This window comes from Streptomyces sp. UC4497, assembly GCF_054871485.1.
On sequence record NZ_JBTYHB010000047.1, the window covers coordinates 1 to 25,791 of the forward strand.

At 71.1% G+C, this 25,791-nt stretch carries 22 protein-coding genes and 2 pseudogenes; 21 read left to right on the forward strand and 3 right to left on the reverse strand.

Annotated elements, in window-relative coordinates; all coding sequences use genetic code 11:
- The 12 genes and pseudogenes from ACYSUO_RS37800 to ACYSUO_RS37855 all read left to right on the forward strand — a co-directional run.
- Window positions 1-499 (forward strand): YdeI/OmpD-associated family protein (locus tag ACYSUO_RS37800; RefSeq protein ID WP_461780733.1); only part of this gene is annotated, 499 nt, incomplete at its 5' end.
- 104 nt (window positions 500-603) lie between these two features.
- Window positions 604-1,092, forward strand: a complete 489-nt coding sequence (locus tag ACYSUO_RS37805) for a DinB family protein (RefSeq protein WP_461780734.1) — start codon at window positions 604-606, stop codon at window positions 1,090-1,092.
- A 505-nt stretch (window positions 1,093-1,597) separates the two neighbouring features.
- On the forward strand, window positions 1,598-2,734 hold the full coding sequence (locus ACYSUO_RS37810) for an LLM class flavin-dependent oxidoreductase (RefSeq protein ID WP_461780735.1): 1,137 nt from the start codon (window positions 1,598-1,600) through the stop codon (window positions 2,732-2,734).
- Window positions 2,731-3,162: pseudogene (locus ACYSUO_RS37815) on the forward strand (GNAT family N-acetyltransferase); the annotation flags it as partial. The gene ACYSUO_RS37810 and the pseudogene ACYSUO_RS37815, both read left to right, overlap by 4 nt.
- Window positions 3,163-3,207: 45 nt before the next feature.
- Window positions 3,208-4,125, forward strand: a complete 918-nt coding sequence (locus tag ACYSUO_RS37820) for an amino acid ABC transporter permease (protein ID WP_461780793.1) — start codon at window positions 3,208-3,210, stop codon at window positions 4,123-4,125.
- A complete protein-coding gene (locus ACYSUO_RS37825; protein ID WP_461780736.1) occupies window positions 4,122-4,886 on the forward strand; it encodes an amino acid ABC transporter ATP-binding protein in 765 nt (254 codons plus the stop codon). The genes ACYSUO_RS37820 and ACYSUO_RS37825 overlap by 4 nt, the downstream gene beginning before the upstream one ends.
- A gap of 47 nt (window positions 4,887-4,933) precedes the next feature.
- The gene (locus tag ACYSUO_RS37830; protein ID WP_461780737.1) at window positions 4,934-5,923 is read left to right on the forward strand and encodes an ABC transporter substrate-binding protein; all 990 of its coding nucleotides are present in this window, start codon (window positions 4,934-4,936) and stop codon (window positions 5,921-5,923) included.
- 52 nt (window positions 5,924-5,975) lie between these two features.
- Window positions 5,976-7,178: an LLM class flavin-dependent oxidoreductase gene (locus tag ACYSUO_RS37835; RefSeq protein WP_461780738.1), complete on the forward strand. Its 1,203-nt coding sequence runs from the start codon at window positions 5,976-5,978 to the stop codon at window positions 7,176-7,178.
- A gap of 16 nt (window positions 7,179-7,194) precedes the next feature.
- Complete coding sequence (locus ACYSUO_RS37840) at window positions 7,195-8,577, forward strand: NtaA/DmoA family FMN-dependent monooxygenase (RefSeq protein ID WP_461780739.1); 1,383 nt, start codon at window positions 7,195-7,197, stop codon at window positions 8,575-8,577.
- Window positions 8,570-9,697, forward strand: a complete 1,128-nt coding sequence (locus tag ACYSUO_RS37845) for an MsnO8 family LLM class oxidoreductase (protein WP_461780740.1) — start codon at window positions 8,570-8,572, stop codon at window positions 9,695-9,697. Before ACYSUO_RS37840 ends, ACYSUO_RS37845 begins: the two co-directional genes overlap by 8 nt.
- A gap of 60 nt (window positions 9,698-9,757) precedes the next feature.
- Window positions 9,758-9,913 carry a hypothetical protein gene (locus tag ACYSUO_RS37850; protein WP_461780741.1) on the forward strand — a complete coding sequence of 52 codons (156 nt, stop codon included), beginning with the start codon at window positions 9,758-9,760 and terminating at the stop codon, window positions 9,911-9,913.
- A gap of 53 nt (window positions 9,914-9,966) precedes the next feature.
- Window positions 9,967-10,677 (forward strand): glutathione S-transferase C-terminal domain-containing protein, encoded by a 711-nt coding sequence (locus ACYSUO_RS37855; RefSeq protein WP_461780742.1) that lies wholly within the window; start codon window positions 9,967-9,969, stop codon window positions 10,675-10,677.
- Here the strand turns inward: ACYSUO_RS37855 and mltG are convergent.
- Window positions 10,656-11,498, reverse strand: coding sequence for an endolytic transglycosylase MltG (mltG, locus tag ACYSUO_RS37860; RefSeq protein WP_461780794.1), 843 nt, complete (start codon window positions 11,496-11,498; stop codon window positions 10,656-10,658). The genes ACYSUO_RS37855 and mltG overlap by 22 nt on opposite strands.
- Window positions 11,499-11,534: 36 nt before the next feature.
- Window positions 11,535-12,719, reverse strand: a complete 1,185-nt coding sequence (locus ACYSUO_RS37865) for a PucR family transcriptional regulator (RefSeq protein WP_461780743.1) — start codon at window positions 12,717-12,719, stop codon at window positions 11,535-11,537.
- 124 nt (window positions 12,720-12,843) lie between these two features.
- Here ACYSUO_RS37865 and ureA point away from each other — a divergent pair, with 124 nt between their 5' ends.
- Genes ureA through ACYSUO_RS37890 form a run of 5 tightly spaced genes read left to right on the forward strand, consistent with a single transcriptional unit; the run spans window position 12,844 to window position 19,878 of the window.
- Complete coding sequence (gene ureA / locus ACYSUO_RS37870) at window positions 12,844-13,443, forward strand: urease subunit gamma (protein ID WP_461780744.1); 600 nt, start codon at window positions 12,844-12,846, stop codon at window positions 13,441-13,443.
- Window positions 13,440-15,125: an urease subunit alpha gene (locus ACYSUO_RS37875; protein WP_461780745.1), complete on the forward strand. Its 1,686-nt coding sequence runs from the start codon at window positions 13,440-13,442 to the stop codon at window positions 15,123-15,125. The genes ureA and ACYSUO_RS37875 overlap by 4 nt, the downstream gene beginning before the upstream one ends.
- A gap of 21 nt (window positions 15,126-15,146) precedes the next feature.
- Complete coding sequence (locus tag ACYSUO_RS37880) at window positions 15,147-16,865, forward strand: amidohydrolase (protein ID WP_461780746.1); 1,719 nt, start codon at window positions 15,147-15,149, stop codon at window positions 16,863-16,865.
- A complete protein-coding gene (locus ACYSUO_RS37885) occupies window positions 16,862-18,196 on the forward strand; it encodes an MFS transporter (protein ID WP_461780747.1) in 1,335 nt (444 codons plus the stop codon). The genes ACYSUO_RS37880 and ACYSUO_RS37885 overlap by 4 nt, the downstream gene beginning before the upstream one ends.
- Entirely contained in the window at window positions 18,193-19,878 is a 1,686-nt protein-coding gene (locus ACYSUO_RS37890; RefSeq protein ID WP_461780748.1) for a thiamine pyrophosphate-binding protein, read from the forward strand. Before ACYSUO_RS37885 ends, ACYSUO_RS37890 begins: the two co-directional genes overlap by 4 nt.
- A gap of 20 nt (window positions 19,879-19,898) precedes the next feature.
- Here ACYSUO_RS37890 and ACYSUO_RS37895 read toward each other — a convergent pair whose 3' ends face one another.
- Window positions 19,899-20,303: a GNAT family N-acetyltransferase gene (locus ACYSUO_RS37895; RefSeq protein ID WP_461780749.1), complete on the reverse strand. Its 405-nt coding sequence runs from the start codon at window positions 20,301-20,303 to the stop codon at window positions 19,899-19,901.
- A gap of 144 nt (window positions 20,304-20,447) precedes the next feature.
- Here ACYSUO_RS37895 and ACYSUO_RS37900 point away from each other — a divergent pair, with 144 nt between their 5' ends.
- The 4 genes and pseudogenes from ACYSUO_RS37900 to ACYSUO_RS37915 all read left to right on the forward strand — a co-directional run bounded on the left by ACYSUO_RS37900 (window position 20,448) and on the right by ACYSUO_RS37915 (window position 25,725).
- A complete protein-coding gene (locus ACYSUO_RS37900) occupies window positions 20,448-21,038 on the forward strand; it encodes a TetR/AcrR family transcriptional regulator (protein ID WP_461780750.1) in 591 nt (196 codons plus the stop codon).
- A gap of 114 nt (window positions 21,039-21,152) precedes the next feature.
- Window positions 21,153-23,438: pseudogene (locus ACYSUO_RS37905) on the forward strand (MMPL family transporter); the annotation flags it as partial.
- Window positions 23,430-24,296, forward strand: coding sequence for an MSCRAMM family protein (locus ACYSUO_RS37910; RefSeq protein ID WP_461780795.1), 867 nt, complete (start codon window positions 23,430-23,432; stop codon window positions 24,294-24,296). The pseudogene ACYSUO_RS37905 and the gene ACYSUO_RS37910, both read left to right, overlap by 9 nt.
- Window positions 24,297-24,495: 199 nt before the next feature.
- Window positions 24,496-25,725: an MFS transporter gene (locus ACYSUO_RS37915; RefSeq protein WP_461780751.1), complete on the forward strand. Its 1,230-nt coding sequence runs from the start codon at window positions 24,496-24,498 to the stop codon at window positions 25,723-25,725.
- Window positions 25,726-25,791 lie beyond the last annotated feature (66 nt).

Here is a 25,791-nt window from a genome sequence, read left to right on the forward strand (position 1 = left end):
GCAAGCCCACATCAGCCACATCCGGCCCTCCCGGGCCGCCCAACAACTTACGGAGCACCACATGAAGTTCCGGACCCACGTCGAACCCCCGGAGCCGATGCACGGCCTGGAGGTCCCTCCGGAGCTCGTGGACGAGCTCGGCGGCGGCAAGCGGCCCCCGGTGGTCATCACGGTCAACGGGCACACGTGGCGCAGCCGGGTCGCCATCATGCGCGGCCGCTGCCTGCTCGGCCTGAGCAAGGCCAACCGGGAGGCCGCGGGTATCGAGACGGGGGAGGAGGTCGAGGTCGACCTGCGACTCGACACCGAGCCCCGCACCGTGACCGAGCCCGAGGACTTCGCCCACGCCCTCGACGCGGACTCGGCCGCCCGCGCCGCCTACGACCGCCTCTCCCACAGCCGCAAACGGCAGCACGTCCTCGCCATCGAGTCCGCGAAGAAGCCCGAGACACGCGCGCGACGCATCGAGAAGGCACTGGAGTCGCTGCGGACGGACTAGCGGAGCGTGGGTCGCCCCAGGGCCCGCCTGTCGAGCACCGTGAGCGTCACGTGGTGGGCGGGCTGCTGCCGCCGGTTGTCAGTGGCTCCTGCAACCATGCGCGCATGAACTCGGACGGCACGGAAAAGAAGACCCTGTCGGTGTTCCTCGCGGCTCAGCGAGCCAGCGTGCTGGCCATCGTCGACGGGCTCGACACGCAGGCACTGAACACGTCGGTTCTGCCCTCCGGCTGGACACCCCTCGGACTCATAGAACACTTGGGACACGCCGAGAGACACTGGTTCCAAGAGGTCGTCACCGGAGCCGCCGAGCCGTTGCCATGGCCCGACGACCATGCCCCCCTGACGACACCGCGAGAGCCGCAGGTGGTTTTCGCCTTCTACGAAGACCAGTGCCGCCGTTCCGATGCCGTGATCGCCCGCACGCCGTTGTCGGCACCCCCACGGGGCCGACACCCCGAACCCCTGGGGGACGAATTCGCCGACCTGCGCGGGATCATCATGCATGTCATCGAAGAGACCGCGCGTCACGCCGGCCATCTGGACATCGCCCGCGAACTACTCGACGGGCGAACGGGACTTGGACCGCGCTGAGCACCGGCCCACACCCCGGACCGGAACCCGGCCTCCACTACGTCCTGCCCGCGATCCACCCCACCACCGACCCCGCCCGAGCGGGCCGGCGACCGCCCATCAGCCGGCCCGACGCCGTCCGACATTCGAGCGCGGCTTGACGAAACGGCCCTGCGGACGGCTCAATTGGTTCATGACTGCCCAGCGCTTGGTCTCGCGTGACCACATCGACTTCGGTCGGGTGTGGTCCGCGGCGTGTTGCGCCTGAATCGGCAGCGGGCCCTCTGACCGGCCCTTTTCTTTCTTGGTGACTCCTCGGTGAACCCTCGGCGGATCCCTCTGTGACCCCGCCCGGGCCCGAGCTCTGACGCCTCGCGCGCGCTGCCACACCACCGCATCCCACGACGCCCCGCGTCGTCACGCCCGTATCGACCCGTCTGTGTGACGAGTCGTCAATCCCGCCTGCGCGCACGGCTGTTCCGGCCTGCCCGCACGCGGTTCTCGCCGCCTGAGAAAGGCCCACCCCATGCCCGTGGAATTCCTCGGCATCGCCGCCACCAACGACGGCTCCGAAACCACCCCCCGTTCCGGCGCCGCCTTCGACAAGGAGTACACACTCCGTCTCGCCCGCGCCCATGAGGACCACGACTGGGACCGGGTGCTGTTCGCGTACGGCTCAGGGTCGCCCGACCCGGCACCGGCCGCCGCCTATATCGCGAGCCACCTCGACCGCCTGCAGATCCTGCTCGCCCACCGGCCCAACGTCTCGTACCCCACCTTCGCCGCCAAGACCTTCGCCACCCTTGATCAGATCAGCGAGGGTCGGCTCACCGTCCACTTCATCACCGGCGGCAACGACCAGGAACAGGGTCGCGAGGGCGACACCCTCACCAAGGACGAGCGCTACAGCCGCACCCGCGAGTACATCCAGCTCGTCAAGAAGATCTGGACCACCCACGAACCCTTCGACCACGAGGGCGAGCACTACCGCTTCCACGACTTCGTCAGTGATGTCTTCCCGGTCCAACAGCCGCGGCCCGGCGTCTCGTTCGGAGGTTCCTCGCCCGCCGCGTACGCCGCCGGGGGAGCGGAGGCCGACATCTACTGCCTGTGGGGCGAGCCGCTGGCGAAGACCGCCGAGCAGATCGAGACCGTGAAGGCCGCCGCGAAGGCCGCGGGCCGCACCGACGTCCCGCGCATCCAGGTCGCCTTCCGCCCGATCATCGCGCCGACCGAGGAGCTGGCCTGGGAGAAGGCGCACCGCACGGTCGGCGCGATCAAGGCCAGGAAGGAGCGGGGCGAGCGCGTCGGCAGGCGTCACCACGGGCACGCCGAGCCGCAGAACACCGGATCTCAGCGGCTCATCGCCATCGCCGAGGCAGGGGAGCGGTACGACCGCGCCCTGTGGACCCCGACGGCCGCCGCGACCGGCGGCGCGGGCAACTCCAACGCCCTCGTCGGCACCCCGGAGACCGTGGCCCAGGCGCTCCTCGACTATTACGACCTCGGTGTCGACATCCTCTCCGCACGCGGCTACGACCTTCTGGACGACGCGATCGACTTCGGCCGGTACGTGATCCCGATCGTGCGCGAGGAGGTCGCCAAGCGCGACGCCGAGCGCACGGCACGCGGGACCGAGACGCAGGCGGCGGTGGGCGCATGACCTCCCTGGCCCAACCACCCGCACCGTCCGAGGATGTGACGGTCGTTCACGTCCCCGTGTCCGACCCGCGTGTCGAGCCGCTGCTGCGCGAGCTCGGCGACGAGTACTCGACCCGGTACGGCAAGGACGCCCACGCCGAGATCGCCCGTTACCCCGACGAGGAGTTCACGCCTGCCCACGGCGGGCTGCTGCTCCTCATCCTCGAGAACGGTGAACCCGTCGCGGGCGGCGCCTTCCGCCGCTACGACGACGACACCGCCGAGCTGAAGCGGATCTGGACGCACTCCGCCCACCGACGCCGCGGGCTCGCCCGCCGCGTGGTCGACGAGCTGGAGCGCGAGGCCGGCGAGCGCGGCTACCGGCGGATCCACCTCACCACCGGGCCCCGCCAGCCGGAAGCCCGCGGCCTCTACCTGGCCACCGGGTACACACCGCTCTTCGACACCGAGGCCGACCCCGAGTCCATCGGCCCGCTGCCGTTCGAGAAACACCTCCCGGGCGCCGCGCCCACCGAACCGGCCCCGACGCCTCCGGCCTCGCTCAAAGTGGTCCCGATCCGCCACTACGCCCGCTGGGTCGCGGCCGCCGCCGTGCTCGTCCTGGTCGCCCAGTTCGCGCACGGCCTGCTGACCAACCCCGTATGGGAATGGGACGTCTTCCGCGCCTACGTCCTGTCCGAGACGATCGTGCAGGCCGTCTGGGTCACACTCCAACTCACCGCATACGCAACGGTGTTGGGGTTCCTGCTCGGTACGGTGCTGGCCTTCATGCGGCTCTCGCAGAGTCCCGTGCTGCAGACCGTGGCCTGGACCTACATCTGGATCTTCCGGTCCATCCCGATGATCGTCCAGCTCGTCTTCTGGTTCAATCTCAGCGCGCTCTACAAGGAGTTGGGCCTCGGCATCCCCTTCGGCCCCGTGTTCTGGTCCGTCGACAGCAACAGCCTCATCGGCACCATCGGCGCCGCCGTCATCGGCCTCACCCTGCACCAGGCCGCGTACGCCGCGGAGATCGTCCGCGGTGGTGTCATCTCCGTCGACCGGGGCCAACTGGAGGCCGCCGCGGCGCTCGGCATCCCGCGCCTGCGGCAGATCCGCCGGATCGTGCTGCCGCAGGCCATGCGCGCCATCCTGCCCACGGCGGGCAACGAGATCATCGGCCTGCTCAAGGGCACCTCGGTGGTCTACGTGATGTCCATCGGAGAGCTCTTCTACCAGGCCCAGGTCATCTACGGCCGCAACGGCCGGGTGATCCCGCTGCTCCTCGTCGCCACCGCCTGGTACGTGGTCCTCACCTCGCTCCTCTCCATCGCCCAGCACTACGTGGAACGCCGATACGCCCGGGGCGCCGCCGCCCCGAAGACCCTCCGGGCCCTGGGAGGCCGACGATGAGCAAGCCCATGGTGGACATCCAGGACGTCCACAAGAGTTTCGGCCCGCTGGAGGTGCTGCGCGGCGTCGACCTGCGCGTGCACGCCGGTGAGGTCACCGTGATCCTCGGCCCGTCCGGCTCCGGCAAGTCCACGCTGCTGCGCACCATCAACCACCTGGAGAAGGTGAACAGCGGCTGGATCAGCATCGACGGCGAACTCATCGGATACCGCCGCTCGGGCGACAAGCTGCACGAACTGCGGGAGCGGGACGTCCTGAAGCAGCGCACCCACATCGGGTTCGTCTTCCAGGACTTCAACCTCTTCCCGCACCTGACCGTGCTCGACAACCTGATCGAGGCCCCCGTCTCCGCCCTGCGCCGCCCGCGCAAGGAGGCGGAAGACGCCGCACGGACACTGCTCGAACGGGTGGGGCTCGGCGACCGGGCCGATTCCTATCCGCGCCAGCTCTCCGGCGGCCAGCAGCAGCGCGTCGCCATCGCCCGCGCGCTCGCCCTCGAACCCAAGGTGCTGCTCTTCGACGAGCCCACATCGGCGCTCGACCCGGAGCTTGTGGGTGAGGTCCTCGATGTCATCAAGGACCTCGCGAGCACCGGAACCACCATGATCGTCGTCACCCACGAGATCGGCTTCGCCCGCGAGGTCGCCGACACCGTGGTGTTCATGGACGGCGGTGTCGTCGTGGAGCAGGGGACACCCGCGGCCGTCCTCGACGCCCCGCAGCAGGAACGCACCCGTGCCTTCCTCTCCAAGGTCCTGTGACCCGCCTCCTCCGCCCGTCCCCTTATTCGCACGCAAGGAGAACGACCATGCCCACCACCCTCGCCGGCCGCCGCCGCACCACCATCGCCGCGCTCTCGCTCGCGGCCACCCTGCTCCTCGCCGCCTGCAGCAACCCCTCCGACGGCGGCACCACCGAGGTCGCGGACGGATCGGGCGCCAAGGCGAAGATCAACCTCAGTCCCGAGCAGCACCGCGTCACCACCGGCAAGGTCGACTCCATAGCCGACGAGGTGCCCGAGCGGATCCGTAAGAGAGGAACCCTGGAGGTCATCGGCTCCTCCAGCTCCGCCGCGCCGCTCGGCTTCCACGCCACCGACAACAAGACCGTCATCGGTGTCGAGCCCGACCTCGCGTACCTCGTCGCCGACGTCCTCGGCCTCAAGGTGCACCGCACCACCGCCTCCTGGGAGAACATCTTCGTCGGCCTCGACAGCGGCAAGTACGACGTGGGCCTCAGCAACATCACGGTCACCGAGGAGCGCAAGGAGAAGTACGACTTCGCCACCTACCGCAAGGACAACCTGGGGTTCGAGGCGAAGGAGGGCAGCGGTCTGAAGGTCAGGGGACCGAAGGACGTGGCGGGCAAGACGGTCGCCGTGGGCAGCGGCACCAACCAGGAGAAGCTGCTCATCGAGTGGAGCAAGGCGAACGTGAAGGCCGGCCGCAAGCCGGTGGACATCAAGTACTACCAGAACGACAGCGACACCTATCTCGCCCTGCAGTCCGGTCGTATCGACATCTATCTCGGCCCCAACCCGACCGCCGCCTACCACGCGGCCAGCACCGGGAAGACCGAGGTCGTCGGCACGTACTCGGGCGCCGGCGCCAAGCTCCAGGGCCTCATCGCCGCCACCACCAAGAAGGACAGCGGGCTCGTGAAGCCGCTCGCCGAAGCGCTCGACCACGTCATCGACAACGGCAGCTACGCGAAGGTCCTCAAGCGCTGGGGGCTGTCCGACGAGGCCGTGACCAAGTCGAGGATCAACCCGCCCGGCCTGCCGAAGACCGGCAAGTAGTCACTCCTGTCTGCTCTCGCAGACCTGTCGGCTTTCACAGAAAGGCACCTTCGTGTCTCCCTCGCCCTCTCCTCATCTGCACCTCGCCGTCGCCCTCGACGGCACCGGGTGGCACCCCGCTTCCTGGCGCGAGCCGGTGTCCCGGCCGCGCGAGCTGTTCACCGCCGCCTACTGGGCGGAGCTCGTCGCCGGGGCCGAGCGCGGCCTGCTCGACTTCGTCACCATCGAGGACGGACTCGGCCCGCAGTCCGCCCACTTCCTCGATCCGGACGAGCGCACCGACCAGGTCCGCGGCCGCCTCGACGCCGTACTGATCGCCTCGCGCGTCGCCCCGCTGACCCGGCACATCGGCCTGGTCCCGACCGCCGTGGTCACGCACACCGAACCGTTCCACCTCTCCAAGGCGATCGCCACCCTCGACTACGTCAGCGAGGGCCGCGCGGGACTGCGCGTGCAGGTCACCGCCCGCCCGAACGAGGCCGCCCACTTCGGCCGCCGCACCATCGACCGCATCGACGCCTACGACAGCCCGAACGCAAAGGAGTTGGTGACCGAGCTCTTCGACGAGGCCGCCGACTACGTGGAGGTCGTGCGGCGGCTGTGGGACAGCTGGGAGGACGGCGCGGAGATCCGGGACGCCGCGACGGGCCGCTTCATCGACCGGGACAAGCTGCACTACATCGACTTCCAGGGCAGCCACTTCAGCGTCCGGGGCCCCTCCATCACACCCCGCCCGCCGCAGGGCCAGCCGCTCGTCACCGCCCTCGCGCACGACACCGTCCCGTACCGCCTGGTGGCCCGCGCCACCGACGTCGGATACGTCACACCGGGCGACGCCGAGCAGGCCCGCGCCATCGTGGGCCGAATCCGCGCCGAGCAGGAGACGGCCGGGCGGGCCGGGGAGCCCCTGCATGTCTTCGGCGACCTGGTGGTGTTCCTCGACGAGGACCAGGCCGCCGCGACCGCCCGCCGGGACCGGCTCGACGCGCTCGACGGAGCGCCGTACGTGAGCGACGCCCCGACCTTCGCGGGCACCCCCGCCCAACTCGCCGACCTGCTCCAGGAGTTGAACGGGGCCGGGCTCACGGGCTTCCGGCTGCGCCCCGCCGTCGCGGGACACGACCTCCCGGCGATCACCCGGGGCCTCGTCCCCGAACTCCAGCGCCGTGGTGTCTTCCGCCGCGCGTACGAGGCCGACACCCTGCGCGGCCTCCTCGGCCTCGACCGCCCCGCCAACCGCTATGCCGCCGCGTGAGCCGGAGGGAACCCTCATGACCAAGCCACTGAAGCAGATCCACCTGGCCGCCCATTTCCCCGGCGTCAACAACACCACCGTGTGGAGCGACCCGCGGGCAGGCAGCCATATCGAGTTCGGCTCCTTCGCCCACTTCGCGCGCACCGCCGAACGCGCCAAGTTCGACTTCCTGTTCCTCGCCGAGGGGCTGCGCCTGCGCGAACAGGGCGGTGAGATCTACGACTTGGACGTCGTCGGCCGCCCCGACACGTTCACCGTCCTCGCCGCGCTCGCCGCCGTCACCGAGCGCATCGGGCTGACCGGCACCATCAACTCCACCTTCAACGAGCCCTACGAGGTGGCCCGCCAGTTCGCGAGCCTCGACCACCTCTCCGGCGGCCGCTCCGCATGGAACGTCGTCACCTCCTGGGACGCGTTCACCGGCGAGAACTTCCGCCGCGGCGGCTTCCTCCCGCAGGACGAACGCTACTCACGCGCACGTGAGTTCCTCGCCACCGCGAACGAACTGTTCGACTCCTGGCACGCCGACGAGATCCTCGCCGACCAGGAGACCGGCTCCTTCCTGCGCGACGCCAAGGCGGGCTCCTTCGTCCACACCGGACAACACTTCGACATCCACGGGCAGTTCAACGTCCCGCGCTCCCCGCAGGGCCGCCCGGTCGTCTTCCAGGCCGGCGACTCCGACGAGGGCCGCGAGTTCGCCGCGGCCGAAGCAGACGCCATCTTCAGCCGGCACGGCACTCTCGACGCGGGTCGGGAGTTCTACGCGGACGTGAAGTCCCGCCTCGCCAAGTACGGCCGCGGCAAGGACCAGTTGCTCATCCTGCCCGCCGCCACCTTCGCCCTCGCCGACACCGACGCGGAGGCCGAGGAACTCGCCCGCGAGGTGCGCCGCCACCAGGTCAGCGGGGCCACCGCCCTCAAGCACCTGGAGTTCGTCTGGAACCGGGACCTGTCCTCCTACGACCCGGAGGGACCGCTGCCCGACATCGACCCGGACGTCGGCGACACCCACATCGCCGAGGGCCGCGCCCAGGTCCGCATGTACCGGGACCCGCTGGCCACCGCCCGCGAGTGGCGCGAGCTCGCCGCCGCCAACAAGTGGTCCATCCGCGACCTCGTCATCCACACCGGCAACCGGCAGAACTTCGTCGGCTCCCCGGCCACCATCGCCAAGACCATCAACGAGTACGTCCAGGCCGACGCCTCCGACGGCTTCATCCTCGTCCCGCACATCACCCCCGGCGGCCTGGACGAGTTCGCCGACAAGGTGGTCCCGCTCCTCCAGGAACAGGGCGTCTTCCGTACGGAGTACGAGGGCACGACGCTGCGCGACCACCTGGGCCTGGCCCACCCCGACGACGCCCCCGCGACCACCGAGGAGTTCTCCCGTGTCTGACATCCCCCTCGCCGTCCTCGACCTGGTCCCGGTCCCGTCCGGCTCGACCGCGGGCGACGCCCTGCGCAACTCCATCGACCTCGCCCAGCAGGCCGAGCGGTTCGGCTACGCCCGCTACTGGTTCGCCGAGCACCACCTCAACCCCGGCGTCGCCGGCACGTCGCCCGCTGTCGTCCTCGCCCTGACCGCCTCCGCCACCGAGACCATCCGGCTCGGCTCCGGCGCCGTACAGCTCGGACACCGCACCGCGCTGTCCACGGTGGAGGAGTTCGGCCTCCTCGACGCGCTGCACCCCGGGCGCATCGACCTGGGACTCGGCCGCTCGGGCGGACGGCCGCCCGCGCAGCCCGCGTCGCCGACGCCGACCGCAACCCCAGTCGTCGACGGCGTCGCCCCGGGCGGCCTCGTCATCCCGCCGCGCTTCTCCTTCGAGCACCTCCTCGGCTCGCCGCGCGTCGCGCTGCAACGCAAGCTGCTCCAGCAGCCGGGCGCGCAGGCGCAGGACTACGCCGAGCAGATCGACGACATCCTCGCCCTGTTCGCCGGCGCCTACATATCCCCCGACGGGGTCGAGGCACATGTCGTGCCGGGGGAGGGGGCCGACGTCGACGTGTGGATCCTGGGCAGCAGCGGCGGCGAGAGCGCCGAGGTGGCGGGCGCGCGCGGACTGCCGTTCGCCGCGAACTACCACGTCAGCCCCGCCACGGTGCTGGAGGCGGTGGAGGGCTACCGGTCCTTCTTCAAGCCCTCCGACACCCTCGACAAGCCGTACGTCAGTGTCTCCGCCGACGTCGTCGTCGCCGACGACGACGCCACAGCCCGCGAACTCGCCACCGGCTACGGCCTGTGGGTGCGCAGCATCCGCAACGCCGAGGGTGCCATCGACTTCCCGACGCCGGACGAAGCGCGCGAGTACGAGTGGAGCGACGCCGACCGGGCGCTCGTGCAGGACCGCCTCGACACCCAGTTCGTCGGCTCGCCGACCACCGTGGCCCGCCGCCTCGCCCAGCTCCAGGAGGCCACCGGCGCCGACGAGCTGCTCATCACGACGATCACCCACGACCACGCCGACCGGGTCCGCTCCTACGAGCTGCTGGCCGAGGAGTGGAACCGCTCTTGACGCGAAGTCCCGGCGGCCACACACTCCTCTAAGGGAATCCTAGTGAATTGGTAGGGAATCATGGGTGGTGCGGCGCGCGAGCTCGGCGACGAGGCCGCCCGCGCCGCCGTCGGGGCCCTGCCCCGGCTCACGTCCCGCCGTCACATCGATCTCGCGCGGGTGTGCAGCGCGGCGAGTTCTCCCCACGGCGGAGGCCAACTCGCCGCCCACGCCTGACACTTCCGTACGCATGCCCGTACGCCCGTGATCGAGCACCCCCAGGGAGACGCATGTCCGCACCGGCCCCGTCCACCGTGCCCACCTTCCGGAGCAGGATCGGCTGCGACGCGCGCAGCGGCTACTACGCCGCCCCGCACCGCTACCGCCTCCACCTGTCGCCGTCCTGCCCGCACTGTCTGCAGATCGCCGTCACCCACAGCCTGCTCCGGCTCGACGACACCCTCCCGGTGACCCTGCTGCCCGCCGCGTCCGACACACCCGGCGGCGGGCACCGGGCCCTGGCTCCCCTGTACGAGGCCACGTCCCACCAGTACCCCGGACCGGCCCTGGTGCCGGTGCTCAGCGACGACTGGACCGGGCGGATCGTCAGCACCCACCCCGGGGACATCCTGCGCGACCTCGCCCGGCACTTCGGGGAGCACGGCCCCGACCTCCTCCCGCGCGGCGCCGAGGACGCGATCGACGCGGTGGGCCGGCTCTGCGAGCGGGGCATCACCGCGTCCGCCCGGCGCGGCGACGACACCGGGCTCGCCACGCTGCTGCGCGCGCTGAACGTCCTCGAACGGCGGCTCGCGGGCAGGGAGTTCGTCCTTGGCGGCCAACTCACGCTCGCCGACGTGCGGTTGTGGTCGACCCTCGTACACCCGGACACCGCGCACCGGACCATCGGCCATCCCCGGCTCTCGGCGTACCTGCGCCGCCTCTCCGAGCACCCCGCCTTCGCGCCGCACCTCGCGAGCTACTCCTTGGCGCTGGCCTGACGTGAGTTGAATTCCTCGACGTTCTTTTTCTGCTCCTCATAGCTGTCCGTGAACCGGGTGTCCCCGGGCGCGACCGTCACGAAGTACAGCCAGTCGCCCTTGGGCGGGGCGATCGCCGCGTCGAGTGCGTCCTCCCCGGGATTGCCGATGGGCGTGGGCGGCAGGCCCTTGTGCTCGTACGTGTTGTACGGGCTGTCGGTCCTGGTGTCGGCATGGCTGGTGTCGAGGGTAGAGCGGTTCAGGGCGTAGTTGATCGTGGAGTCCATCTGGAGCTTCATGCCCTGGTCGAGTCGGTTGTAGATGACCCGGGCGACCTTCCCCATGTCCTCGTGGGTGTCGGCCTCCGCCTGCACGATGCTCGCGATGACGACCGTCTCGTACACGGATACGCCGTTGGTGTCCGCGCCCTCGGTGACGTGGTCGGCCTTCAGCCGCTGATTGGCGGTGTTGTTCAGGTACGAGAGGAGCGACGCCGGGGTGGTGTCCTTGTCCACGGGGTACGTGGCCGGGAAAAGATAGCCCTCCGGGTTGCCGTCCGCCGCGGCCGGCAGGGTGAAGTGCGCCTTCGCCGCGGCCTTCTTCGTGGTCCCGTCGTCGACGGCGAGCGCCTTGTCCACGGCCTCGTACACCTGGGTCGCGCGGTACCCCTCGGGGATCACGAGCTTCTTGGACCGGGTGGTCTCCTTCCCGCCGAGGACCACCACCAACGTCACGACAACGGCGGCGACGACGGCAAGGCCCACGACGGCAAGCGCGATCAGCCTGCCGCGTCGACCGAGCCGGCGCTTCTTCTCTGTCCCCTGGTCGGCGGGGGTGTTCATATCGTCTGGCACACCGGAACGCTAACCAATTCCCGCTCACCTCACCCGCAGCGCCACCGCCAACAGCGCCGCGTCCGCCGGCCTCCGCAGATCCCGCCCGGTCAGCTCGTGGAACCGGTTGAAGCGGTGCTGCACCGTGTTGCGGTGGCAGTAGAGCGCGTCGGCCGTGTCCGCGATGGAGCCGGAACCCGACAAATGGACCCGGACGGTGTGCAGCAGACGGTCCGCCTCGCTGCTGGTGACACCGGGACCGTGCAGTGCGCCCAGCACATCCGCCGCCAGGTCGCGGCCGAAGTCACCAGCGCGGTGCGCGAGGACGTCCAGCCAGCTGTCCTCCAGGAGGCGCGGCGAGCGCGTGTCGGCGGGCAGCACCTGCGCCGTCGCCACCGCGAGCACCGTGGCCCGCGGCACGGCGGCGAGCCCGGCCGCCTGCGGGGCCACCCCGCACGGCGAGTCCTGGAGCTGGTCCAGGACGTACGGGCGGGTGATGCGGCCGCTGAGCTGCACCACCAGGACCGCGTCCCCGCCGACCATCTGCTGCTGCACCGCCGCCCCCGCCCCGCGCAGTGTCAGGCCCGCACGGTGCAGCCCTGGCCCGGCCGCCGCGGACGACGCCGCGCACAGGAAACGGCCGTCGTCCGCGAGACCCAGGGCGCGGCCCGCGTCGCGTACGACGGTCGGGTTGCGGCCCTCCGTCTCCAGGAGCCGGGCGAACCACATGCGCCGCTCGTCCTCCTCGCGGCGCCCCATCTCCAGGACCGTGCGCTGATACGCCGTCATGATCCCGGTGACGTGCCGTTCGACCGCCTCCCACACGTGGTACGCCGAGCCCGCCAGATCGGCCATGTCCTCGGGACGCGCCCGGTTCACGAGCGCCTGCCACACCACCCGGAAGTCGAGCCGCGCCGCCTCCAGGAGCGCGTCGAGCGGGACGCCCTGCCGGGCCCGCTCCTCGCCCACCCGCCGTGAGACGTCCGAGATGTGCGGCGGCACCGGCAGCCGCGCCACCGTGCGCAGCAGCAGCTCGAAGGCCTGCCAGGCCGAATCGCGGAACTGGACGTCCGGCACCTGGGTCGCGTACGCGGTGCGCACCGGGCCGACCATCCCCAGCCACTCGCCGATCAGGTCGTCCACATTGTCCAGGCACTGCCCGGCGAGTTCCGCGATGCGCGGCGAGGTCGGGGGCAGGCCGGGGCGGCCCTGACCTTCGGAATTGTGCATGTGACCAATTCTCGGTGGTGCGAGGGCGATGTTTCAACGTTGGTTCCGTGCCCGGAGCCGAGGATCCTGGTGCGATCCCTGGGCGGAGCGTCCGGGGCCCGCCGACCAGGAGGGCCATCCGACCGTGCACTTGACCCCTCGAGAACAGGAACGGCTCCAGCTGTTCACCGTCGCCGAACTCGCCCGTAGGCGCCGCGCGCGCGGACGACGGCTCAACGCCCCCGAGGCGATCGCCCTGATCTGCGACGAGATCCTGGAGGCCGCCTGGGACGGGCTGACCCTGGACGAGGTGATCGAGGCGGCGGAGCGGGTGCTCACCGTCGACGACGTGCTGGACGGGGTCGCCGACATCGTGACGACGGTGCAGGTGGAGGCGCTGTTCCCGAGCGGCACGTCCCTGGTCGCCGTCGACCGGCCCATCGGGCCCGCCAGTGCGGAGGGCCCGGGCGCCGTGCGGACCGCCGAGACTCCCATCGAGATCAACGTGGGGCGGCCGCGCACCACCCTCACCCTCCGCAACACCGGCGACCGTGTCGTCTACATCTCCTCGCACTACCCGCTGCACGAGGCCAACCAGGCGCTGGAACTCGACCGCGAGGCCGCCCGCGGGCTGCGGCTCGACATCGCCGCCGGCACCGCCCTCGCCTTCGAACCCGGCGAGAAGCGCGAAGTCGTCGTCATCCCCGCAAGCCGCAAGACCCGTACGACCGAGGAGCGCGCATGACCAGCGTCGACCGCCGCACGTACCACGCCCTGTACGGGCCCACGACCGGCGACCGGATCCGGCTCGGCGACACCTGCCTGTGGGTGGAGGTCGAGGCCGACGACGGCACCCCCGGCGACGAACTCCTCGGCGGCTGCGGCAAGACGGTCCGCGACGGGCTCCTCGCCTCGCCGCGCTCGGACCGCGAGTCCGCCCTCGACATGGTCGTCGCCGGGGTCGTCCTGATGGACCCGGTGCTCGGTGTGCGCAAGACCGACATCGGCATCAAGGACGGCCGGATCGTCGCCGTCGGCGGGGTCGGCAACCCGGACGTGATGGACGTCGAGTACGCCATCGACTCGCACACCTCCGTGGTGCCGGGGGAGGGGCTCATCGCCACCCCGGGCGTCGTCGACAGCCACGTCCACCTGTCCTCGCCCGAGGTCGCGCCCGCCGCGCTGTCGGCCGGAGTCACCACGCTCGTCGGCATGGGCCTCGGCGGCGTCTGGGAGATCGGCTGCAACCCCACCCACAACCTGCACACCCTGATGAGCGCCTGGCAGGACACCCCGCTCAACATCGCCTTCCTGGCCCGCGGTTCGTCCAGTTCGCGGGCGCTGCTCGACGAGATCACCCTGGCAGGGGCCGGCGGCTTCAAGATCCACGAGGACTTCGGGGCGACGCCGCGCATCATCGATACCTGCCTCGACACCGCGGAACAGGCCGACCTGCCGGTCGCGCTGCACACCGACTCCATGAACGAGTCGGGGTACTTGAGGGACACCCTCGGCGCCACCCGCGGCCGCACCGTGCACGCGTATCACGTGGAGGGCGGCGGCGGTCACCCCGACCTCCTGGAGATCCTCTCCGAGCCGAACATCCTGCCCTCGTCGACGACACCCACCGTGCCGTACACCCCCAACACGGTCGGCGAGCTGTTCCCGATGACGATGACCGTGCACCGGCAGAACCACGCCTCCGCGAGCGATGTCGCCATCTCCAAGGGGCGGATCCGCGAGCACGCCATCGCCGCCGAGAACGCCCTGCACGACCTCGGCGCCATCTCCATCGTCAACTCCGACTCCATGGGCATGGGCCGGATCGCCGAGACGGTGCGCAGGACGTGGCAGCTCGCCCACGTGCAGGCGCTCGCGAACGGTGGAGGGGGAGTGGAACACCCGGACAACGCGCGGGTGTTGCGCTACCTCGCGAAGATCACCCTCAACCCGGCGCTCGCGCACGGCCTCTCCCATGAAGTGGGCACCGTGCAGGCCGGGCGGATGGCGGACCTGGTGCTGTGGGACCCCAAGTGGTTCGGCAGCAAGCCCGAGTTGGTCATCAAGTCCGGGTTCGTGGCGTGGGGCAACACGGGCTCGGGGTCGGGCTCGACCCGGCTCACCCAACCACGTTCCTACAAGCCCTACTTCGGGTCCCTCGGCGCCGCGCCCGCCCGGCTCGCCAAGGTCTTCGTCGCCGAGGCCGCGCTCACCGACCGCGCCGCGCGGGCGGCCCTGCCGAGGGGACTCTCGTACGCCCCGATCCGTGACAGCCGCGGCCTGACCCGCTCCGACATGCTGCACAACACGGCGACGCCACGGGTCGTGGTGCCGCGCGAGCCCGGACCGGTCCTCGTCGACGGGGTCGAGACGGGGACTCCGGCCGCCACCGTGGTGCCGCTCGCGCAGCTGCACCACTTCGCCTGATCCCGAGGGGGCAACCGTCACATGCAGCTCGATCTGCTCGTCCGCAACGCGCACATCCGCAGCCTCGACCCCGAACGGCCCACCGCCACAACTCTGGGCGTCCTCAACGGCGTTGTCGTAGGACTCGACGAGGACGTGGTCGGCCTCGGCGCTCGTCGAGTCCTTGACGCGGGCGGCGCCACCGTCGTCCCCGGCTTCAACGACGCGCACTGCCACACCGCCTGGTTCGGCCTGAACCTCACCCAGCTCGACGTCTCCACCGCCCGTTCGGTCGACGACGTGTACGCCGCCGTGGCCGCGCACGCCGAAGGGCTCGCCCCGGACGCCTGGGTGCTGGGCGCCGGGCTCGACCACAACAACTGCGGGGGCCACTGGCCGCACCGCGACGCCCTCGACCGCGCGGCGGGCGGCCGGCCCGTCTGGATCAAGCACACCTCGGGGCACGCCTGCGTCGTCAACACGCCCGTGCTGCATGCCGCCGGAGCGCTGGAGGACGGGTTCCGCGACCCGGACGGCGGAGTCGTCTCCCGCGACGAACACGGCCGCCCCGACGGCCTGTTGGAGGAGACCGCCCAGAGCCTCGCGCAGCGCCAGGTGCTTCCGTACCCGGTGGAGACCGTCGCCGACGCCGTCGACGCGGCGACCCGGCACTACCTCACCGAAGGCGTCACCAGCTTCACCGAGGCCGGGATCGGCGGCGGCTGGATCGGCCAGACGCCGGTCGAACTGGCCGCGTACCAACTCGCCCGCGAGACCGGCCGGTTGCACACCCGCGCCCAGCTGATGGCCGCCTCCGACGTACTGCACCCACTGACCGCGCACACCGACGACGACATCACCCTCGGGCTCGACCTCGGCATGCGCACCGGCTTCGGCGACGACACGCTCTCCCTCGGCCCGGTCAAGATCTTCCTGGACGGCTCGCTGCTGGGTCGCACGGCCGCCGTCACCGAACCGTTCTGCGGCTGCCCCCACAACGAAGACCGGCCCATCGGCTACTTCCAGGGCGACGCCGGCTCCATGACCGACCTCGTCGTCGCAGCGCACCGCTCCGGCTGGACGGTGGCCGCGCACGCCATCGGCGACCGCGCCGTCGACCTGGCCCTCGACGCCTTCGCCCGCGCCCACAAGGAACGGCCACGGCCCGGCGTCCGCCACCGTATCGAGCACGCCGGCATCGTCCGACCCGAGCAGCTCGCCCGCTTCGCCGAACTCGGCGTCGTGCCCGTCCCGCAGCACAACTTCCTGCACACCTTCGGTGATGCCATGGCCGCCGCACTCGGCCCCGAGCGCACCGCATGGTCGTACCGGATGCGCTCCTTCACCGACCTCGGCCTGCCCGTCCCCGGCAGCTCCGACCGGCCCGTCGCACCGGGCGCGCCGCTGCCCGTGATCCAGTCGATGGTCGTGCGCCTGACCGAAACAAAGGTGCCGTACGGTCCGGACGAAGGTGTTCCGGTCCTTGCCGCGCTGCGCGCCTGGACCGAGGGCTCGGCCCTCGCCACCGGCTTCGGCGGGCGCAAGGGGCGGCTCGCCCCCGGGTATCTGGCCGACCTCACCGTCCTGGACGGCGACCCCGTCCGCACGGACCCCGACCGCATCGGCGCGATCGGCGTCCTCGCCACCGTCGTGGGCGGCGACCCCGCCTACGACCCGCACCAGCTCACCCGCACCCCCGCACGCCACGGTCCCCCTTCCGCTCCGGCCACCCCGGCCGCCCCTCCCCAGGAGACCCCGTGAGCACGACATCCACGCCCCCGCTGAAAGACATCAGAAGGCTGTTGTTCGGCGCGTTCAGCGGCACCGCCCTGGAGTGGTACGACTACTTCCTCTACGGCACCGCCGCCGCGCTCGTCTTCAACAAGCTGTTCTTCACCGACCTGAACGCGGCCGCGGGCACCCTCGCCTCCTTCGGCACCTTCGCCGTCGGCTTCGTGGCCCGGCCCATCGGCGCCGCGATCTTCGGCCACGTCGGCGACCGCTACGGGCGCAAGGTGTCCCTCATCATCACCGTCGTCATGATGGGCGCCACCACCGGCTGTATCGGCCTGCTGCCCACATACGGCACCATCGGCATCTGGGCGCCGATCCTGCTCACCGTGCTCCGCTTCGTGCAGGGCATCTCCGTCGGCGGTGAGTGGTCGGGCGCGATGCTGCTCACGCTCGAGCACACCCCGAAGGAGAAGCACGGCAGCTACTCCTCGGTGCCCCAACTCGGCTCGCCGGTCGGCACGTTGATGTCCAGCGGCGCCTTCGCCCTCGTCGGCATGCTGCCTGACGACGCCTTCTACTCCTGGGGCTGGCGCCTGCCGTTCCTCGCCGCGTTCCCGCTGCTCGGCTTCGCGCTCTACCTGCGCGTACGCATTGAGGAGTCCCCGGTCTTCCGCGCCATGCAGGAGGACGCGGAGCGCGACGGGCCGCCGCCCGCGCCGCTCGTCGAGGCGTTCCGCCGTACCTGGGGCCGCATGATCGTCGGCGTCGTGGCCGCGCTCCTCGGAGTCGGCGGCTTCTTCCTCATGACCACGTTCATCATCAGCTACGGCACCGGCGAACTCGGCATCGACAAACAGACGATGCTCAACGCGACGGTCGTCGGCGCCGTCGTCGAGATCGTGGTCATCATCGCCGGCGGACGCCTCGCCGACCGCATCGGCTCGTGGAAGGTGTGTGCCATCGGCGCCGCCGTCACGATGCTGGCCGCGTTCCCCGCCTTCTGGCTCGTCGACACCAAGCAGACCCCGCTGGTGTACCTCGGCGTCGCGCTCGGCATCGGCGCGCTCTCCATCCCGTACGGCCCGATCGGCGCGGTCGTCGCCTCGCTCTTCCCCGAGGAGTTCCGCTACAGCGCCGTCGCCATGTCGTACAACCTCGCCGGCGTCCTCGGCGGCTTCATCCCGCTCGTCGCGGCCTCGGTCACCGGCGCGGCGGGCGGCGCGTCCTGGGGTGCCGCGCTGCTCCTCGTCCTCGTGGCCGCCTGCACTGTCGCCGGGTCCGTCGCGGCCGGTACGGTGCTGCGCCGACACGGCGCCCTTCCCTCCAGCGACACACTGAACGCAAAGGTTGCAGCATGACCGTGCATCATCCTGCCCGCACCGGCGGCCAGGTCCTCGTCGACCAGCTCCGGGCCCACGACGTCGACACCGTCTACGGTGTGCCCGGCGAGAGCTATCTCGCCGTCCTCGACGCCCTGTACGACGCGCCGGTCCGCATGGTGGTGTGCCGCCACGAAGGCGGCGCCGGGTACATGGCCGAGGCCTCCGGCAAACTCACCGGGCGCCCCGGCGTGTGCTTCACGACGCGGGGGCCAGGCGCCACCAACGCGCTCGTCGCCCTGCACACCGCCCACCAGGACGCCACCCCGCTGGTCCTCTTCGTCGGCCTCGTGCCGCGTGATCACACCCACCGGCACGCGTTCCAGGAGCTGGACCTGCGGGGCACGTTCGGCACGAACGCGAAGCTCGTCGAGACGATCGAGGATGCGGCCCGCATACCGGAGTACGTGGCCCGCGCCTTCGCCGTCGCGAGCAGCGGCCGGCCGGGGCCCGTCGTCGTCGGGCTGCCGGAGGACATGCTGACGGATGTCGTCGAGGTGGCCGATGCCAGGCCGCTGCCGGTGCCGCAGGGCGGCGTGTCGGCCGAGGAACTGGCCGTACTGGAAGGCCTGTTGGCGGAGGCCGAGCGGCCCGTGGTGCTGCTCGGCGGCAGCCGCTGGACGGACCGGGCGCGCGCCGACGTACGTGCATGGGCCGAGGCCTGGTCGCTGCCCGTCGCCGTGGACTTCCGCTGCCAGGACCTGATGGACAACGAGGCCGAGGTCTACGTGGGCAACCTCGGCTACGGGCGCGCCAAGCCGCTCGCCGAGCTGGTGCGCGAGGCGGACCTGCTGGTGAGCGTCGGCGCGGCGCCGGGGGACGTCTCGACGGACGGGTACCGGATGCTGCCCACGGTCGGCGGCGACGGAGTGGGCCCGCGGCTGGTGCAGGTGCTGCCCGAGGCACAGCCGCCCGGCGTCGTCCACCGCGCCGAACTCTCCCTGCTCGCCGCCCCCGAGGCGTTCGGCACCGCGATACGCACCCTGAGCCCTGCCGCGCCCGTGCCCTGGGCGGAGCGCACCAAGCAGGCCAGGGCCGCGCACCTGACCGCCCGTACACCGGAGCCGGACGGCGACCCGCTCGACCTCGGCGCGGTCTTCGCCCACCTCGACAGCCGGCTCCCGGAAGACACCATCGTCACGTTCGGCGCGGGCAACCACGCGATCTGGGCGCAGCGCTTCCTGACGTACCGCGACGGCATGCGCCAACTCGGGCCGCGCAACGGCTCGATGGGCTACGGCATCCCCGCCGCCGTGTCGGCCGCCATCGCGCACCCGGACCGCCGTGTCGTCTCCGTCGCGGGTGACGGCTGCTTCCTGATGAACGGATCGGAGCTCGCCACCGCGATGGCCGAGGGCGCGGCGCCGCTGATCCTCGTCCTGGACAACGCCCAGTACGGCACGATCCGCGTGCACCAGGAGCGGGAGTATCCCGGCCGTGTGAGCGGCACGGCCCTCGGTAACCCGGACTTCGCCGTGTACGCCCAGGCCTTCGGCGCCCACGGTGAAACGGTCACCACGACCGAGGAGTTCGCTCCGGCCCTCGACCGTGCGCTGGAGTGCGGCCGCGCGGCGATCATCCAACTCAAGGTGACGGAGGGGCGGCTGTCGCCCGGCGTCACTGTCGACTCGCTGCGCGAGAGGGGACGCGCCAAGGGCTGAGGCTCAGGGGCGTAGATGGATCAGGGACGCAGATGGATCAGGCCCGCCTCGGTGGGCCGGAATCCGCACGCCTCGAAGTAGAAGTCGCGGAGTTCGGGCTCGAAGTCGACGTGGAGCCACTCGCAGCCCGACTCCCGCGCACGGGACGCCGCGAGGCGCACCACCGCCGTGCCGATGCCACGGTGCTGGTGTGTGCCCCGGGTCTTGGTGTCGATCAGGAAGGCGTGGTCGCCGCCGTCCCACGCCACGTTCACGAAGCCGACCAGGAGCCCGTCCCCATCGCGGGCCGCCACCCAGCCGAGGCTGTACTTCCGGACCTTGGCCCACCAGCCGGCGACATCGTTGCCGCCGTGGGACCGGACGAGGTCGACCATCTCCTCGTCGGACACCGGATCGCGCCATGTGTAGGTGATCGCATCGTTCATGGGGCCCCACCCTGGCACAGGGCGTGATCCCCGCCACGTACGAAACGGTTTCGTTTCATCTCACCGGCGCGATAACCTGCCGACGTACGAAACCGTTTCGTTCGGCACGGGTGCCGTGCGTGAGAGACCTGGACGTGATGCTGCGTGCCCGAGACCGGCACCGTGCGGCGCAGACGTATGACGGCGGAGCGCGAGGCGGAGTTGTACGACGCCGTGCTCGGGCTGCTGCGTGAAGTCGGTTACGACGCGCTGACCATGGACGCCGTCGCGGCCCGCACCCGGTCCAGCAAGGCCACGCTCTACCGCCAGTGGGGCGGCAAGGCCGCGCTCGTCGTCAGGGCGATGCGGCACCACAAGCCGGTCGACATCGCCCAGATCGACACCGGCACCCTGCGCGGAGACCTCCACACGCTCGCCAACAGGCACGACGACTGCTCGGTCGCGGAGTCGACGGCGCTGATGCGGGGGCTCGCCATGGCGATGCACAGCGACCCGGATCTGCTGCGCGCGTTCCGGGAGTTGCTGATCGAACCGGAGCTGGAGGAGCTGGACCAGGTCCTCCAGAGAGCCGTCGCCCGGGGCGAGATCCGCGAGGGCAACCCGGCGATGGACTACACGCTGCACCTGATGGTCGGAGCCATGGCGACCCGCGGCGTGATCGACGAACTGCCGCCCACCCAGGAGTACTTGATCTCATACATCGACGCAGTGGTCCTCCCCGCCCTCTGCGCCTGATCCCCCCCCACACACACCACCGACTCTCCCCGCACCTGACGCCACCGCTCACCGTCGTCGGGCCGAAGTCCCATGCCCAGCAACACAACACGACCTGACCGGGAGTACGCCCTCGTGGCTCGATTCCTCTACAAAATGGGCCGATTCGCCTTCCGGCGACGGTACTTCGTCGCCCTCTTCTGGACGGTGGTCCTCGCCGCCGTGGGCGTGGGAGCCTCCCAGGCCCCCACGGCCGCATCCTCCTCCTTCTCGATCCCGGGCACCGAGGCCCAGAAGGCCTTCGACCTGCTCGAGCAGCGCTTCCCCGGCGCCAGTGCCGACGGCGCCACCGCGCGCGTCGTGTTCAAGGCGCCGGACGGGGAGAAGATCACCTCCGCCGCCAACCAGAGCGTGGTCCGCGACACCGTCAAGGAGCTCGGCGGCGGCTCCGAGGTCCAGAGCGCGACCGACCCGTTCAAGGCCAAGGCGGTCAGCCGCGACGGCACCATCGCGTACGCGCAGGTGTCGTACAAGGTCTCCGGCATGGAGCTGGAGGACTCCTCGCGCGACGCGCTGAAGGACGCCGCGCAGGACGCCCGTGACTCCGGCCTCACCGTCGAGGTCGGCGGCGACGCGCTGCAGGCCGTGCCCGAGACCGGCTCGACCGAGGTCATCGGCGTCGTGGTCGCCGCCGTCGTCCTCGTGATCACCCTGGGCTCGCTGATCGCGGCCGGACTGCCGCTGGTCTCCGCGCTGTTCGGCGTCGGCATCGGTGTCTCCGCCATCACCGCGCTCGCCAAGCCGCTCGACCTGGACTCCACGACGTCGACGCTCGCGATGATGATCGGCCTCGCGGTCGGCATCGACTACGCGTTGTTCATCGTGTCCCGGTATCGGGCCGAACTGGCCGAGGGGCGCGAGCGCGAAGAAGCCGCCGGGCGGGCCGCGGGTACCGCCGGCTCCGCCGTCGTCTTCGCCGGCCTGACCGTCGTCATCGCCCTCGTCGGCCTCGCCGTCGTGAACATCCCGATGCTGACGAAGATGGGCTTCGCCGCCGCGGGAACCGTCGTCGTGGCCGTCCTCGTCGCGCTCACCCTGATCCCCGCCCTGCTCGGCATCGCCCGCAGCCGGGTGCGCCCCGCCGGGGCCAAGAGCAAGCGCAAGGAACGCAAGGCGCAGGAACAGGGCCACACCCACGGGGCCCACGGGGAGCACGCCGAGCCCAAGCCCGCCCTGGGCACCCGCTGGGCGCGCCTCGTCGTGAAGCACCCGGTCGCCGTGCTGCTGCTCGGCGTGATCGCCCTGGGCACGGCCGCCGTACCGGCGATGGACCTCGAACTCGGCCTGCCCGACGACGGTTCGCAGCCCACCGACACCACACAGCGCAAGGCGTACGACCTGCTGTCCGAGGGCTTCGGCCCCGGCTTCAACGGGCCGCTCATGGTCGTCGTCGACGCCAAGGACAGCGACTCCCCGAAGTCCGCCGTCGCCGATGTCACCAAGACCGTCAAGGGACTCGACGACGTCGCCGTGGTGACCCCGGCGACGTTCAACAAGTCCGGCGACACCGCGATGCTCAGCGTCGTCCCGAAGTCGAAGCCGACCTCGACGGACACCGAGGACCTGGTGCAGAACATCCGCGACGCGGGTGACGGCATCAAGGCCGACTCGGGCGCCGAGCTGATGGTCACCGGCACCACCGCGATGAACATCGACGTGTCGCAGAAGCTCAACGACGCGCTGCTTCCGTACCTCGCGCTCGTCGTCGGCCTCGCCTTCCTGCTCCTGATCGTCGTCTTCCGCTCGATCCTGGTGCCGCTGAAGGCCGCGCTCGGCTTCCTGCTCTCCGTCCTCGCCGCGCTCGGCGCCGTCGTCGCCGTGTTCCAGTGGGGCTGGCTCGCCGACCTCATGGGGGTCGAGGAGACCGGGCCCGTGATGTCGATGATGCCGATCTTCATGGTGGGTGTCGTCTTCGGACTCGCGATGGACTACGAGGTCTTCCTCGTGACGCGGATGCGCGAGGCGTACGTCCACGGCGAGACGGCCAAGGACGCGATCGTCACCGGGTTCCGCTACAGCGCCCGCGTGGTCACGGCGGCCGCGGTCATCATGATGGCCGTGTTCGCGGGCTTCATCGGCTCGACCGAATCCATGATCAAGATGATCGGCTTCGGTCTCGCCGTCGCCGTCTTCTTCGACGCGTTCATCGTGCGCATGGCCATCGTCCCGGCGGTCCTCGCGCTCATCGGGCGCGGCGCCTGGTGGCTGCCCAAGTGGCTGGACCGCGCGCTGCCGAACGTCGACGTCGAGGGCGAGGGCCTGCGCGAGCTCGACGAGGCCGGCGCGGCGCGGCCCGCCGACGAGGTGCGGGGCGGCGCCGTTCCGCACCCGACCGAGCCGGAGCGCGAGCTCGTGTCGGCCTCGGTCGGCGCGCAGGGCGCGGCGCAGCCGCAGAAGCACCTCGCGACGGCTTCGGCCGCCGAAGTCGGCGGCGGCGAGCGCTCGTTCACCCCGAGCGGCAACGGCATCCTCGGCGCCGTCCGCACGGGCGGCGGTGACGCCGTGGCGCGCGCCGCGATCACGCTGATCTCGACGGGTGGTCGGCAGATCAGCCGCTCCGTCACCGACTCCGGCGGTTCCTACAGCCTCGACGTACCCGGCGCGGGCACGTACGTGCTGATCGTCGCGGCCGACGGGCACCAGCCGCAGGCCTCGACGGTCACCGTGGACGGGGAACTCCTCTCCCACGACATCGTGCTCACCGGCACCGGCGGACTCGCGGGTCTGGTGCGCGAATCCGGCGGCCGCCCGGTGCCCGAGGCGCTGGTCGTCGTGACGGACGTCCGCGGCGAGGTCGTGGCCACCGCGCGCACCGGACTGCACGGCGACTTCGCCTGCGGCGGCCTGGTGAACGGCCTGTTCACGCTCGCCGTCAACGCGCCGGGCTTCCGGCCCACGGCGCAGCAGGTGGAGACCGGCGCGCAGGGCGTGACCCAGGTCGAGCTCGTGCTCGGGGTCGGCAAGCGGGTCCAGGGCGTGGTGCGCGCGGGTACGGAGGACGGCCCGCTGGCCGACGCGCGGGTCACGCTGGTCGACGGGGCGGGCAATGTGATCGCCACGACGACGACCGGCGAGGACGGCGCGTACGCCTTCACCGACCTGGACGCGGGCGACTACTCGGTCATCGCCACCGGCTACCCGCCGGCCGCGCAGACGCTGCGGGTGGGCGACGCGGAGCCGGGTGATCTGGACATCAGGCTGGCGCACCCGGAGGCGTGACCCGTTTCCAGTAGCTGTCCCTGAGGCGGCACCCGCCATCGTCGGCGGGTGCCGCCTTTACTGATGCGCAGTACAGCAGTACGGGCCCGCCGCCTCCCCAGATGTGGGAGCGTGGTGATGATCCTTTTCCCGAACTCCACGCACGTTCCCGAACGCCACGCAAGTGCCTGAACTCCACGCAAGAGAGAGCCCGTTGCCGATGGACCTGGACACCCGCCGCAGACGGACGGCCCTGTTCCTCTTCTTCCTGATACCCGGCCTGTCGATGTCGTCATGGGTGACCCGTACACCCGACGTACGGGACCAACTGGGCGCATCGACCGCACAGATGGGGCTCATCCTCTTCGGGCTCTCGGTCGGCTCGATGATCGGCATCCTGTGCTCGGGCACGCTCGTCGGCCGGTTCGGCTCGCGGCCCGTGATGGGCGTGGCGACGGTGCTGATCACCATCAGCATGGCGGTCATCGGCCTCGGCGCGATGGCGTCCTCCGCGCCCCTCGTCACCGCGGGACTGCTCCTCTTCGGCGCCGGAATGGGCGGGGGAGAGGTCGCCATCAACATCGACGGCGCCGAGGTGGAACGGATCACCGCGCGCACCATCCTGCCGACGCTGCACGGCTTCTTCAGCCTGGGAACGGTCGTGGGCGCGGCGGTCGGCATCCTGTGCACGGCGGTCGAGTTCCCCGTGCAGTGGCACCTGATCGTCGTCGCCGTGGTCACCACCGTCATGTTCGGCTACGCGATCCGGGCCATCCCCGCGGGCGTCGGCAAGACGACGGGCGGCGCGTCGAAGGCGGGCGCCGCGGACAGCGCGTCCAAGGCGAAGGTGTGGCGGGACCGGCAGTTGCTGCTCCTCGGGGGCATCATCCTCGCGATGGCGCTCGCCGAGGGAGCCGCGAACGACTGGCTGCCGCTGCTCATGGTCGATGGTCACGACATGGACCCCGCGCTCGGTTCGGCCGTCTACACCGGCTTCGCCGCCGCGATGACGATCGGCCGGTTCGTCGGCGGGTTCTTCATCGGACGCCTCGGCCGCAAGCCCGTCGTGCGCGCCAGCGCCGTGTCGGCGACGCTCGGTATCGCCCTGGTCGTCTTCTCCGACTCCGCCGCCCTCGCCAGCGCGGCCGTGCTGTTCTGGGGGCTCGGTGCCTCGCTCGGCTTCCCCGTCGCGCTCTCGGCGGCCGGCGACTCGGGCGAGAACCCGGCGGCGCGGGTGAGTCTGGTGGCCATGCTCGGCTACATCGCGTTCCTCGTCGGACCGCCGTGCCTGGGCTTCCTCGGCGACCACTACGGACTGCGGACGGCCATGGTGGTCGTGCTCGCGTTCACGACGACGGCCGTCTTCCTGGCCCCGGCGGTGGGGGCGCGCTCCTCGGCGACGGTGGCCTCGAAGAGCGATGACGAGCGGTCGCGGCAGCACTGCGAATGACCGCGGTGGGCCCCGCCCGTGGAGGCGGGGCCCGGTGCGCCCAGGGTCCGATCCGAACGGCAGGCC

Coding starts and splice junctions, on each gene's coding strand:
- ACYSUO_RS37805 (WP_461780734.1), top strand. CDS start 604: ATGAACTCGGACGGCACGGAAAAGAAGACCCTGTCGGTGTTCCTCGCG.
- ACYSUO_RS37810 (WP_461780735.1), top strand. CDS start 1,598: ATGCCCGTGGAATTCCTCGGCATCGCCGCCACCAACGACGGCTCCGAA.
- ACYSUO_RS37825 (WP_461780736.1), top strand. CDS start 4,122: ATGAGCAAGCCCATGGTGGACATCCAGGACGTCCACAAGAGTTTCGGC.
- ACYSUO_RS37830 (WP_461780737.1), top strand. CDS start 4,934: ATGCCCACCACCCTCGCCGGCCGCCGCCGCACCACCATCGCCGCGCTC.
- ACYSUO_RS37840 (WP_461780739.1), top strand. CDS start 7,195: ATGACCAAGCCACTGAAGCAGATCCACCTGGCCGCCCATTTCCCCGGC.
- ACYSUO_RS37850 (WP_461780741.1), top strand. CDS start 9,758: ATGGGTGGTGCGGCGCGCGAGCTCGGCGACGAGGCCGCCCGCGCCGCC.
- ACYSUO_RS37855 (WP_461780742.1), top strand. CDS start 9,967: ATGTCCGCACCGGCCCCGTCCACCGTGCCCACCTTCCGGAGCAGGATC.
- mltG (WP_461780794.1), bottom strand. CDS start 11,498: ATGAACACCCCCGCCGACCAGGGGACAGAGAAGAAGCGCCGGCTCGGT.
- ACYSUO_RS37865 (WP_461780743.1), bottom strand. CDS start 12,719: ATGCACAATTCCGAAGGTCAGGGCCGCCCCGGCCTGCCCCCGACCTCG.
- ACYSUO_RS37875 (WP_461780745.1), top strand. CDS start 13,440: ATGACCAGCGTCGACCGCCGCACGTACCACGCCCTGTACGGGCCCACG.
- ACYSUO_RS37880 (WP_461780746.1), top strand. CDS start 15,147: ATGCAGCTCGATCTGCTCGTCCGCAACGCGCACATCCGCAGCCTCGAC.
- ACYSUO_RS37890 (WP_461780748.1), top strand. CDS start 18,193: ATGACCGTGCATCATCCTGCCCGCACCGGCGGCCAGGTCCTCGTCGAC.
- ACYSUO_RS37895 (WP_461780749.1), bottom strand. CDS start 20,303: ATGAACGATGCGATCACCTACACATGGCGCGATCCGGTGTCCGACGAG.
- ACYSUO_RS37915 (WP_461780751.1), top strand. CDS start 24,496: ATGGACCTGGACACCCGCCGCAGACGGACGGCCCTGTTCCTCTTCTTC.